The sequence below is a fragment of the Isoptericola nanjingensis genome, from assembly GCF_050311635.1.
Lineage (GTDB): Bacteria > Actinomycetota > Actinomycetes > Actinomycetales > Cellulomonadaceae > Isoptericola > Isoptericola nanjingensis.
Genome location: NZ_JBNOZL010000006.1, coordinates 396,255 through 408,924, shown reverse-complemented (window position 1 = coordinate 408,924; position 12,670 = coordinate 396,255). Strand labels below are relative to the sequence as shown.

Sequence of the window (12,670 nt, the reverse complement as noted above, 5' to 3'; positions counted from 1 at the left end):
TGCCCGTGATGATCTTCTTCATCCTCTTCCAGCGCTACATCGTCGACGGCGTCGCCACCCAAGGCCTCAAGGGCTGAGGATGGTGCGCGGCACGACGACGGAAGGGGTGGCCATGGCGGCACGGGGCGGACGAGAGCGCGGTCGCGACCGGCGGCGGAAGGCCGCCGCCGGGGGCGAGACCAAGACGGGCGCCGCGCTGGCGCTGTTCGCCGAGGTGGTGCTGGCCGGTGTGCTCGTCGCGGTGGGCAGCCTGCTGCTGGTCACCGCCGTACCCTCCCTGGCGGCGGGCGTGGCGCACGTCCGCCGCCAGGTGACCGGCCACGACGTCGGCGTGAGCCGGTTCGTCCGCGACTGGTGGGCCGCGGTCCGGGCGCTGTGGCCGCTCGGCCTCGCCGCCGTCGGCATGGCCCTGCTGCTGGCCCTCGACTGGCAGCTCGCGCGGGCGGACGTGCTGCCCGGCGCGGGTGTCGTCGCGGTGGTGGTCGCCGTCGCCGCGGCCGCCGTCGTCGCGGTGCTGGCCCGAGCGGCCGGCGCCTGGGCCGAGTCCACCGACGGGCAGGACGCCGGGGCCCGCACCGCGCGGCAGGCGCTGGCCGCGGGCGTGCAGCGCACGCAGGACGACCTGACCGGCTCGGTGCTGGTCGCCGTCGCGGCCGCCCTGTGCGTCGTCTTCGTGTGGATGCTGCCGCCGCTCGTGCTGGTGGTGGGGGGCCTGCTGGCGCTGGCCGTGGTGGGCGTGGAGGCCCGCCGCGGCGGCCGCGCCGACGTCTGACCCGCCCGCGCCCGCCGACACCGGGGTGTGTCGCGCGCGCCCGACGGACCGTGTCCGATCCGAGTTGCAACGATGCAGAGAGGAACGTGCCATGCGAACGACCAGAACCACCGTGGGTGCCCTCGCCGCGCTGACGGCGGGCGTGCTCGCCGTCAGTGGCGTGCCGGCCACCGCCCAGCCCGCCCCGTCAGGGGGCGCCGGGGGGACCGGGGGCGTGCAGCTGGAGCACCTCGACCGGGGGCTGGTCGCGGCCTCGACGAGCGAGGGCGTCTTCCTGTCCTGGCGGCTGCTGGGCGACGAGGTCACCGGCCACACCGGCACCGGGATGGCCGGGCCGGGCTTCGCCGTCTTCCGCGACGGGAAGCGGGTCGCCACGGTCACGGACTCCACGAACTACGTCGACGCCGAGGGAACCGCGGCCTCGCGCTACGCCGTCGCGCCGGTGACGCAGGACAAGCACGGCAGGGACCGGGTCGGCACGCGCAGCGCCGCCGTCACCGCCTGGGCCGACGACCACCTCGACGTCCCGCTGAACAAGCCCGCCGACGACGTCACGCCGCTGGGCGAGCCGATCACGTACTCGGCCAACGACGCGTCGGTGGCGGACCTGGACGGCGACGGCGCGCTGGAGATCGTCGTCAAGTGGTATCCGTCGCGCGCCAAGGACGTGTCGCAGAAGGGGTACACGGGCAACACCTACTTCGACGCGTACGAGCTGGACGGCACGCAGCTGTGGCGCATCGACATGGGCGTGAACGTCCGCTCGGGCGCGCACTACACGCAGTTCCCGGTGTACGACTTCGACGGCGACGGGACCGCCGAGGTCATGATGAAGACCGCGCCCGGCACCAAGGTCACGACCTATCGCCACGGGAAGCCGGCGAACGAGCGCTACGTGCCGATCGCGAAGGCGGACCGCAAGGCCGGCGTCACGGACGCCTCCGACTTCCGCTGGAGCGCCGCGGACTACGCCGACCACCTCGTGGAGCTGTTCCAGGGCTGGACGGACGAGCCCGAGGTCGCGAGCGGCCAGTGGCCGGCGACGATTGAGACGGCGCTCGGCATCGAGCCGCGCTACGACTACCCGCTGTCCGAGGCGGACGCGCGCGAGCTGGTCGACTACTACGTCGACGAGTGGGCGCCCGCCCGCTCCGACCGCAACGACCTGCGCACGTTCGACGGCTTCGTCCTCACGGGACCCGAGTACCTCACCGTCTTCGACGGCCGCTCCGGCAAGCCCCTGGACACCGTGGACTACGAGCCCGGACGCACCGACGACGGGCTGCGTTGGGGCGACTACGAGTGGACCCGGATCGAGCCGGGCAACCGCGTCGACCGGTTCCTGTCCGGGGTCGCGTACCTCGACGGCGAGCACCCGTCGGCGATCTTCGCCCGCGGGTACTACACGCGCGCCGCGATCGTGGCCTACGACTGGGACGGCCGGAAGATCAGCACCCGTTGGACCGCCGACTCCGGCTTCAAGCCGATGAACAACCCGTTCCTGGACAGCGAGAACAAGGGCGTCCAGCCCGACCCGGACAGGCCGCTCACCCGGCTGTGGGGGCAGGGGTTCCACTCCCTGTCCGCGGCGGACGTCGACGGCGACGGGAAGCAGGAGATCGTCTACGGGTCGGCGACGCTCGACGACGACGGCACGCTGCTGTACTCGTCGTCCGACACGCTCCCGGAGGGGTCGTCGAACCCGGGCGCGACGGCGAACCTCGGCCACGGCGACGCGATGCACGTCACCGACATCGACCCGGCCCGCCCGGGCCTGGAGATCTGGACCTGCCACGAGGGCGGGGCGGGCGTGCCCTACGGCTCGGTGCTGCGCGACGCCGCGACCGGCGAGGCGATCTTCGGCGCGTTCTCCGGCAAGGACACGGGGCGCTGCCTGACCGGCGACGTCGACCCCACCCCCGGCATCGAGGTCTGGGCGTCCATGCCGGACGGCACGGACGCGTCCGGGCTGCTCAGCGCCACGGGCGAGCAGCTGCGCGCCACCACGCCGGGCACCAACCAGACCGTGCGCTGGGCCGCCGACGGCACCACGCAGGTCGTCACGGGCTCGCGCGAGCAGACCCCGCAGATCGTGGACGGCGACGGCACCGTGCGCCGCACCCTGGACGGCACGCTGACGAACAACGACACCAAGGGCAACCCGTCGCTCGTCGCCGACGTGCTGGGCGACTGGCGCGAGGAGGTGCTGGTGCGCACCGCGGACTCGTCCGCGCTGCGGGTCTACACCTCCACCGAGGTGAGCACCACGAAGATGTACACCCTGCTGCACGACCCGCAGTACCGGGCCGAGGTGGCCCGGCAGCAGACCACCTACAACCAGCCGTCGTACCCCGGGTTCTACCTGGCCTCCGACACCGACTGGTCGCAGGTGCCCGTCCCGGCGCTGAGGTAGTCCCGCTCCTGCCGAGGTAGTTCCCTTCTCGCCGAGGTAGTGGTCTGGTCCACTACCTCGGCGAGAAGGGAACTACCTCGGCGAGGTCCGTACTACCCCGGCAGAGAGAGAAGCACTCATGAAGGTCACGATCCTGGGCGCGGGGGCGATCGCCGGCGCGCACGTCGAGGCGGTCCGCGCGCTCGCCGCGCACGGCGGACCCGGCGGCGTGGAGGTCACGCACGTCGTCGACGTCGACGCGGACCGCGCCCCCGCGTTCGCGGCGGCGCACGGCGTGCCGCACCACTCCACGGACCTGCAGGCCCTGCTCGACGCCGGCGAGGTCGACGTCGTGCACATCTGCACGCCGCCGTCGGTGCACCTGCAGGCCGCGGTGGCGGCGCTGCGGGCGGGCGCGCACGTCGTGGTGGAGAAGCCGGCGGTCCTGTCGCTTGCGGAGGCCGACGCCCTGGCGGCGGCGGAGCGGCAGGCGATCGACGCCGGCCTGCCGGGCCGGTTCACCCAGATCGTGCAGCACCGGTTCGGCGCGGGGATCCAGCGGCTGCGCCGGCTGCTCGACGACGGGACGCTCGGCGCCGCGTACGTCGCGCAGTGCGACACCCTCTGGTTCCGCACGCCGGACTACTTCGCCGTTCCCTGGCGGGGCCGCTTCGACACCGAGGGCGGCGGCACCACCATGGGCCACGGCATCCACCAGTTCGACCTGCTGCTGGCCGTGCTCGGCCCGTGGACCGAGGTGCGGGCGATGGCCGGCCGGCTCGCCCGCCACACCGACACCGAGGACGTCTCCACGGCGCTGGTGCGGTTCGCGAGCGGCACGATGGCGACGATCACGAACTCCGCGATCTCCCCGCGCCAGACGTCGCGCCTGCGCTTCGACACCGAGGCCGCGACCGTCGAGCTGGAGCACCTGTACGGCTACGACGACACGAGCTGGACCGTGACGCCCGTGGCCGGGCGCGAGGACGTCGCCGAGGCGTGGGCGGCCGGCGTCGCGGCGTCGGCAACCTCCGTCGACGGCGGCGCGAGCGGCCACCTGGCGCAGCTCGTGCCCACCTACCGGGCGTTCACGGCGGGCGACGTCCTGCCGGTCACCGTCGCGGACACCCGCGCGACCCTCGAGCTGGCCGCGGCGATCTACAAGTCCGCGTTCACGGACGCCACCGTCCGCGCCGGAGAGATCGTCGACGGGGACCCGTTCCACGCCTCCATGGCCGGCACCGGCACCCCCTGGCCGCCGGTCAAGGACGTCCCCGCCGCCGTCTGACACGCCCTGAGACGGGTTTGACCCGGGCGTCCGCCCCGCTGTTAGCGTGACCACGCTCACACGAGCCCGGGGCACCCGCCCCGGCCCGACGTCACGACGAAGTGGGGACGGATGCGACAGGTCACGAGACGGGAGCTCCTCGGCTGGGGGCTCGCCGGGGGAGCGTCGGCGCTGCTCGCCGGGTGCGCGACGCCCGGCACGACGTCGGTCAACGCCCAGCCGGTGGTGCCGGCGGCGGCGGGGGAGAAGGTCACGCTCACGTACTGGGCGTGGCTCAAGGACCTGCAGAAGGTCGCCGACATCTGGAACGCGAAGAACCCGGACGTGCAGGTGCAGGTCTCCTGGATCCCTGGCGGCAACGACGGCGGCTACCAGAAGATGTACTCCGCCCTCGCGGCCGGCGGAGGGCCCGACCTGGCGCAGGTGGAGATGCGCACCGTGCCGGAGTTCATGCTCGTCAACGGGCTCGTCGACCTGGAGCGGTACGGCGTCTCCGAGCACGCGGACAAGTTCGACGAGACGCTGTGGAGCCAGGTGAGCTTCGCCGGCGGCGTCTACGGCATCCCGCAGGACTCCGGCCCGGTGGGCATGTACTACCGGCCCGACCTGTACGAGCAGGTGGGCGCCGACGTCCCCACCACGTGGACCGAGTGGGCGGAGGTGGCCCCCGCGTTCCGCGAGATCGACGCGTACATCGACTCCTTCCCGCTCGACGACACGTCCGTGTTCACCGCGCACGCCATGCAGGCCGGGGCCACGTGGCTGCGCAGCGCCGAGGACGGCTGGGTCATCGACATGGCCGGGGAGGCCACGCTCGACGTCGCGCGCTTCTTCGACCAGGTCATCGACGACGGCCTCGTGACCACGGCTGCCAACCCCTACACGCCCGGCTGGTACGCGGCCGCGGCGCACGACCAGATCGCGTCGCTCGTGAGCGCGAGCTGGGGCGACGCGCTGCTGCAGAGCGTGAGCGGCGCGGAGGGCAAGTGGCGCGTGGCGCCCGCCCCGCGCTGGGACCACGGCTTCGGGTCCTCGTTCATCGGCGGCTCGACGTCCGCCGTGCTGGCGAACAGCCGGCACCCGAAGGAGGCCATGGAGTTCGCCGTCTGGATGAACACCGACCCGGAGGGCATCGACGCGATGATCAAGTACTCCGGCATCGGGTGGTCGCCGGCCCGCGACTACATCGGCGCGGCGCGCGAGGAGCCGAGCGAGTTCTTCGGCGGCCAGCGCTACAACACCGAGGTCTTCCAGCCGGCCACGCAGGACCAGAACCCCGACTGGCAGTGGTGGCCCATCACGCAGCAGACGTTCAACATCCTGGGCGACGGGTTCCGGCGCAAGGCCACGGGCGGCACGCTCGTGGACGCCGTCGTCGCCGCCGAGGACCGGACCATCGAGGTGTTCCGACAGAAGGGCCTGAGGATCCGGAGGGCAGAGCGATGACCGCGAAGAAGGCGAGCACCGCCGTCGGGCGCGCGCCCTGGATCCTGGTGGGTCCGTTCCTGCTGCTGTTCCTGCTGACGTTCGTGCTCCCGATCATCGTGGCGATCGGGCAGAGCTTCACCACCGTCACCCGCGCCGGTCTGTTCGGCGAGCAGGGCGTCACCACCGGGTTCGCCTGGTTCGAGAACTACCGGATCGCGCTGGAGGACGGGAACTTCGTCGCGTCGATCTGGCGGATGCTGCTGTTCGGCGTCGTGCAGGTGCCGGTGATGATCGTCGCCGCGACGGTGCTGGCCCTGCTGCTCGAGTCGGCCTCGGCGCGCTGGCCCGGCTTCTTCCGCGCCACGTACTTCCTCCCGTACGGCATCCCGGGCGTCATCGCGACGATCCTCTGGTCGTTCCTCTACGTGCCCGGCCTGAGCCCGATCATCGACCTCACCGAGACGCTGTTCGGGTTCACGCCCGACTTCCTCGGCGCCGGGACGGTGCTGTGGTCGATCGCGAACATCGTCACCTGGACGTACGCGGGCTACAACATGCTCATCATCGTGGCCCAGCTCAAGGCCATCCCGCCGGAGATGTACGAGGCGGCGCGGGTGGACGGCGCCGGCCCGTGGCGCACGGCGTGGAGCATCCAGCTGCCGCTGATCCGCCCCGCCCTGGTGCTCACCACCGTGTTCTCGATCATCGGCACGCTGCAGCTCTTCGCCGAGCCGCAGCTCCTCATGAGCGTCTCGCCGGCGATCGACTCGCAGTACACGCCCAACCTGTCGGCGTACACGACCGCCTTCGCCTACAACGACTACAACGTCGCCGCCGCTCAGTCCGTGCTCATCGCGCTCGTGGCGTTCGCGCTGTCCTTCCTCTTCCTGAGGCTGACGAACAGGAGCTCGCGATGACCACCGCCGTCTCCACCGCGCCGCAGCGCACCGACCCGACGGGCGTCCCGGCCGCGACCCCCGGCGGTCGTCGTCGGCGCCCCGCGACGACGATCCTCGTCACCGGGATCCTCGCCGTCGTCGCGATCTACTTCCTCGTGCCCGTCTACTGGGTGGTCGTCGCCGCCTCGAAGACGACGGACGACCTCTTCGGCACCAACGGCTTCTGGTTCGGCAACTCCTTCGCGCTGTTCGACAACCTCGCCGCCGTGCTCACCTACGGGAACGGCGTCTTCATCCGCTGGTTCGCCAACTCGGTGCTGTACGCCGGGGTGGGCGGCCTGATCGCCACGTACCTGGCGGCGGCCGGCGGGTACGCCCTGGCCAAGTACCAGTTCCGGGGCCGCAACCTCATCTTCGGTCTCGTGCTCGGCGGGGTGCTCGTGCCCGGCACGGCCACCGCCCTGCCGCTGTTCCTGCTGTTCAGCCAGCTCGGGCTCGCCAACACGTACTGGAGCGTGCTGATCCCGTCGCTGGTGTCGCCGTTCGGGTTCTTCCTGTGCCGCATCTACGCGGACGCCACCGTGGACACCTCGCTCGTCGAGGCCGCCCGGATCGACGGCGCCGGGGAGCTGCGCATCTTCCACACCCTGGGGCTGCGGATCATGACGCCGGCGCTCGTGACGGTGTTCCTCTTCCAGATCGTCGGCATCTGGAACAACTACTTCCTGCCGCTCGTGATGCTGAGCGATCAGGACCTGTACCCGATCACCCTCGGGCTCAACAACTGGAACAGCCAGACCGACCGGCTGCCCGAGTTCTACGAGCTCACCACCGGGGGCGTGCTGCTCTCGGTCATCCCGCTCGCCGTCGCCATGATCGTGCTGCAACGGTTCTGGCGCGGCGGCCTGACGGAAGGCGCCGTGAAGGCATGATCGCCGCATGACCCCGCTCTCCCCGCTCCCGCACGAGTCCACCGCGCCCTGGTCCGGGCGTGTCGAGCCGCCGCGGTCCGCGCCCGCCGGGGACGCACCTCGCCTCTCCCTCGACGGCACGTGGGACTTCCGCCTCCTGGCGGGCGTGCCCGGCGCGCCGGGCGCCCATGGCGTCCTGCCGGACGGCGAAGGGATCGCGGACTTCGCGCGGCCCGGCTACGTGACGTCCGCGGACGCCGGGTGGGGCGAGCTCCCCGTGCCCGCGCACTGGGTCCTCGAGGGCGACGGCGCGCACGGCCTCCCGATCTACACCAACGTGCAGTTCCCGTTCCCCGTGGACCCGCCGCACGTGCCGGACGAGAACCCGACCGGCGACTACCGCCGCGAGGTCGACGTGCCGACGTCGTGGACAGAGGACGGCCGCGTGCTGCTGCGGTTCGACGGCGTGGAGTCGTTCTTCACGGTGTGGGTGAACGGCGAGGAGGTGGGCTCGGCGTCCGGCAGCCGGCTCGCGCACGAGTACGACGTCACCGACGCGGTGCGCCCGGGCACGAACACCGTCGCCGTGCGCGTGGTGCAGTGGTCGGCCGCGAGCTACCTCGAGGACCAGGACCAGTGGTGGCTGCCCGGCATCTTCCGCGACGTCACGCTGCTGCACCGGCCCGCCGGGGCGCTGGACGACGTGTGGCTGGACGCGGACTACGACCCGGCCACCGGGGAGGGCGCCCTCGTCCCCGAGGTGCGGGCGGACGCCGCCGCGTTCCCCGTGCGGCTGCGGGTGCCCGAGCTCGGGGTCGACGTCGCGTGGGCGGCGCCCGATGACGTCGCGCCCGTCGCCGTGGGCGCCGTCGAGCCGTGGTCGGCGGAGGAGCCGAACCTGTACGACGTCACGGTGGCGTCGGCGGGCGAGACGGTGTCGCTGCGCGTCGGGTTCCGGCGGGTGGAGATCGTGGGCGACCTGCTGCTCGTCAACGGTCGCCGGGTCGTGTTCTCCGGGATGAACCGGCACGAGACGCACCCCGACCGCGGGCGCGTCTTCGACGAGGAGCACGCCCGCGCCGACCTCGCGCGGATGAAGCAGCACAACGTCAACGCCATCCGCACCAGCCACTACCCGCCGCACCCGCGCGTCCTGGACCTGGCCGACGAGCTGGGCCTGTGGGTGATCCTCGAGACCGACCTGGAGACGCACGGCTTCGAGGCCGGCGGCTGGGTGGGCAACCCCAGCGACGACCCGCGCTGGCGCGAGGCGTACCTCGACCGCGTGCGGCGCACCGTGGAGCGCGACAAGAACCACGCGAGCATCGTGCTGTGGTCGCTCGGCAACGAGTCGGGCACCGGGAGCAACCTCGCGGCGATGGCGGAGTGGGTGCACCACCGCGACCCGTCGCGGCCCGTGCACTACGAGGGCGACTACGCCGGCGAGTACACCGACGTCTACTCGCGGATGTACTCGACGGTGCCGGAGACGGCGTCGATCGGGAGCGACGACCTGTCGCCCGTGCTCGGCTGCAGCATCGCCGACTCCGCCCGGCAGCGGTCCAAGCCGTTCCTGCTGTGCGAGTACGCGCACGCCATGGGCAACGGCCCGGGCGCGCTCGACCAGTACCGCGCGCTCGTCGACACCCACCCGCGGCTGCACGGCGGGTTCGTGTGGGAGTGGCGCGACCACGGCCTGCGCACCACCACCCCCGACGGCGTCGAGTACTTCGCGTACGGCGGCGACTTCGGCGAGGTGGTGCACGACGGGAACTTCGTCATGGACGGCATGGTGCTGTCCGACGACACCCCCAGCCCCGGGCTGGTCGAGTTCTGGCACGTCGAGCGGCCGGTCGTCGTGCGGCCGTCCGGCGGTCCGGCGTCGGGAGCCGTCGAGGTCTGGAACCGCCGCCACACCGCGGACACCTCCGACCTGGTGCTCCGCTGGCGGGTCGAGAACGACGGCGAGGTCGTCGCCTCGGGCGAGGACCGCACGTCGGTGGAGGCAGGGGAGCGGGTCGACGTCGCGCTGCTCGACCCGGCGTCGCTGCCCGAGGCGGGCCCGGGCGTGGAGGCGTTCCTCACCGTCGAGCTCGTGCTGCGTGAGGCGGCGTCGTGGGCCGACGCCGGGCACGTCGTGGCGCGCGACCAGTGGGTGCTGCCCACGCGGGCGGTCGCCCGCACGCGTCGTCCGGCCGTGGCGCTCGCGGACGCGCCCGTCGCGTTCCGCGGCCCGGAGCTGGTCGCGCTCGCCGGCGCGGACGTGTCCGCGCCGCGAGTCGAGCTGTGGCGCGCGCCCACGGACAACGACCGCGGCGCCGCGATGGGCAGCTACGACGTCGACGACCCGACGACCCTGCCGTGGCGCGGCACCCCCGCGCCGCCGGTCGCCGACCGCTGGCGCCGCCAGGGCCTGGACCGGCTCACGCACCGCACCGTCGCCGTCGACGAGTCGGCCGACCGGCTGCGGGTGCTGCGGCGGGTGTCCGCGGCGCAGAGCCGCAGGACGATCGACGTCGAGGAGACGTGGACCGCGGAGCGGGCCGCAGACGGCGTCGTCGAGGCGGTGCTGCGCGTCGTCCTCACCCCCGACGACCACTGGGACGACGTGTGGCCGCGGGTCGGTGTGCACCTCGCGCTGCCGACCGACGTCGACTGCGCCGGGTGGTTCGGGCTGGGCCCGCACGACTCGTACCCGGACGTCCGCTCCTCGGTCGTGGTGGGCCGCCACCGCGCAGGGATCGACGACCTGTCGGTGCAATACGCCCGGCCGCAGGAGTCGGGCCACCGGTCCGAGGTGCGCGAGCTCGTGCTGGAGCGCGGCGGCAGGCCCTGGGCGGGCCTGACGCTCGGCCGCGACGCGCGCGGCCGCCTGCCCGGGTTCACGCTCGCCCGGCACTCGGCCCACGAGCTCTCCGCAGCGGCGCACCCGCACGAGCTGCCCGTGCCTGAGCGGCACCACCTGTACGTGGATGCCGCCCAGCACGGCCTGGGCTCGCGCGCGTGCGGCCCCGACGTCTGGCCCACGGCGATGCTCCGCCCGCAGGCCCGCACCCTCGAGCTGCGCTGGCGAGCCCTGTGACGGTCGTGCCGAGATAGAGAACCCGACTCGCCGAGATAGAGAGGCCGGGGGCGCCGCGACCGGTCGCGGCGCCCCCGGCCTCTTTATCTCGGCGAGTCGGGTTCTCTATCTCGGCAACGGAGCGTCCGCGACGACGCGGCCGTCGTCGAGCACCAGGCGGCGGCCGCGGAAGCGCTCGCGCATCAGGCGGTCGTGGGAGACGAGGACGAGGGTGCCGTCGAACTCCGCGAACGCCCTCTCCAGCTCCTCGACGAGCGCCGGGGAGAGGTGGTTGGTCGGCTCGTCCACGAGCAGCACGTCCGTCGTGGTGGTGACGACCCGCGCCAGCTCGAGGCGGGACCGTTGCCCCTGGGACAGCTCGCGCACCGGCCGGGGCAGGTCGTCGGGGCGGAACAGGCCTGTGGCGAGCAGCGCCTCCGCGTGCTCCTCCAGGTCGCCGGGACGCCCGGCGGCGAAGGCGTGCAGCACGGTACGGCCGTCGTCCGAGGCGGACGCGCCCGTCTGCCGCAGGTGCCCGACGGCGCCCTCGGCCCGGGCCGTCCCGGCGTCCGGCCCGACCTCGCCCGCGATCACCCCGAGCAGAGTGCTCTTGCCCGCACCGTTCGGCCCGGTCACCAGCACGTGCTCGCCGGCGGCCACCGTGAGGCGGGGGACCGAGAGCCGGCCGCGCACCTCGACCCCGTCGAGCTCGACGGTCCCTTCGCCCCCGCCGTCGCCGACGGGCGCGGCGGTGGCGACGTCCGTCCGGAACACGGCGCGGTCGGCGGGCCGCGCGGCCGGGGCGTCGGTGAGGCGCCGCACCCGCTCCTTGGCGTTGCGGATGCGCCCGGTGGCGCCGTGCGCCCGCGACCGCAGGCGGAACGCCCCCGACCCGAACGACGCGATGGGGACCTTGCGCGGGATCTGCTCCATCGCCTCGACGTTGGTGGCCGCGATCCGCCGCTGCCGGTCGAGGTCCGCGCGCCACCGCTCGTACGCCAGCCGCAGCTGCTCGCGCTCGGCCTCCTTCGCCGCGAGGTACCCCGACCACCCGGTGCCGTAGCGCCGCGCGCGACCGCCGTCGACCTCGACGAGCGTCGTCGTGAGGTCCGCGAGGAACGCGCGGTCGTGGGTGACGGCGACGACGGTGCCGTCGTGCGCGCGCAGCCGCTCGGTGAGCCAGTCGAGGGCGTCGTCGTCGAGGTCGTTGGTGGGTTCGTCGAGCAGCAGCAGCTCGGGGTCGGCGGCGAGCGTCGCCGCCAGCGCGAGGCGCGAGCGCTCGCCGCCCGACAGGGTGCCGAGCGCCCGGCCGCGGTCCAGGCCGGGCAGCCCGAGGCGGTGGAGCGCGACGTCGACGCGGCGGTCGGCGCCGCGGCCGTCGCGGGCGTCGAAGCGCGCGGTGAGCTCCGCGTACCGCCGCAGCGCGTCGTCCAGGGCGGCACCGCCGAGCGTCCCGAGCCGGTCCTCGAGCGCGGCGACCTCCGCCGCCAGCGCGCGAACGTCCGCCAGCACGACGTCGATCGCCTGCGCGACGGTGCTGCTGGGCGGGAGGTCGAGCGTCTGCGGCAGGTGTCCGAGCCCGCCCGGGGCACGCACGACGCGCGTGCCGTTCTGCGGCTCCAGAAGGCCGGCGACGACGGCCAGCATGGTGGACTTGCCGGAGCCGTTGTCGCCGACGACGCCGACGCGCTCGCCCGGCGAGACGGTCAGGGACAGGCGGTCGAGCACCACGCGGTCGGCGTAGCGCAGGGTGATGTCGGTGAGGGTGAGCTGTGACGGGTCCACGGGCGGGACTCCTTCCGTCGCCGGCGTCGGCGGTCGTGGAGGACGGCGGGCGTGCGAACGCCGACGCGGAGCAGTGTCGTCCGACCTGCTCGACGCGTCGGCGTCGGTGTGCTCACAGAGCTCCCATCGCGCTG

At 73.4% G+C, this 12,670-nt stretch carries 8 protein-coding genes; 7 read left to right on the top strand and 1 reads right to left on the bottom strand.

What is annotated here, in order from left to right; genetic code table 11:
• The first annotated feature begins 112 nt into the window (after positions 1–112).
• From ACQP6G_RS14415 to ACQP6G_RS14385, 7 genes are all read left to right on the top strand, one after another.
• Positions 113–772 carry a hypothetical protein gene (locus ACQP6G_RS14415; RefSeq protein ID WP_429765186.1) on the top strand — a complete coding sequence of 220 codons (660 nt, stop codon included), beginning with the start codon at positions 113–115 and terminating at the stop codon, positions 770–772.
• 91 nt (positions 773–863) lie between these two features.
• Positions 864–3,185 (top strand): rhamnogalacturonan lyase, encoded by a 2,322-nt coding sequence (locus ACQP6G_RS14410; RefSeq protein ID WP_429765184.1) that lies wholly within the window; start codon positions 864–866, stop codon positions 3,183–3,185.
• Between the two features lie 118 nt (positions 3,186–3,303).
• Positions 3,304–4,452, top strand: coding sequence for a Gfo/Idh/MocA family protein (locus ACQP6G_RS14405; RefSeq protein WP_429765182.1), 1,149 nt, complete (start codon positions 3,304–3,306; stop codon positions 4,450–4,452).
• Positions 4,453–4,563: 111 nt separating this feature from the next.
• Positions 4,564–5,898, top strand: coding sequence for an ABC transporter substrate-binding protein (locus ACQP6G_RS14400; protein WP_429765180.1), 1,335 nt, complete (start codon positions 4,564–4,566; stop codon positions 5,896–5,898).
• Positions 5,895–6,797 (top strand): carbohydrate ABC transporter permease, encoded by a 903-nt coding sequence (locus ACQP6G_RS14395; RefSeq protein WP_429765179.1) that lies wholly within the window; start codon positions 5,895–5,897, stop codon positions 6,795–6,797. The genes ACQP6G_RS14400 and ACQP6G_RS14395 overlap by 4 nt, the downstream gene beginning before the upstream one ends.
• Positions 6,794–7,711, top strand: a complete 918-nt coding sequence (locus ACQP6G_RS14390) for a carbohydrate ABC transporter permease (protein WP_429765177.1) — start codon at positions 6,794–6,796, stop codon at positions 7,709–7,711. Before ACQP6G_RS14395 ends, ACQP6G_RS14390 begins: the two co-directional genes overlap by 4 nt.
• A gap of 7 nt (positions 7,712–7,718) precedes the next feature.
• The gene (locus ACQP6G_RS14385; protein ID WP_429765175.1) at positions 7,719–10,772 is read left to right on the top strand and encodes a glycoside hydrolase family 2 TIM barrel-domain containing protein; all 3,054 of its coding nucleotides are present in this window, start codon (positions 7,719–7,721) and stop codon (positions 10,770–10,772) included.
• Between the two features lie 105 nt (positions 10,773–10,877).
• Here the strand turns inward: ACQP6G_RS14385 and abc-f are convergent, their stop codons facing one another.
• Positions 10,878–12,536, bottom strand: coding sequence for a ribosomal protection-like ABC-F family protein (abc-f, locus tag ACQP6G_RS14380; RefSeq protein ID WP_429765174.1), 1,659 nt, complete (start codon positions 12,534–12,536; stop codon positions 10,878–10,880).
• Positions 12,537–12,670: the final 134 nt, after the last annotated feature.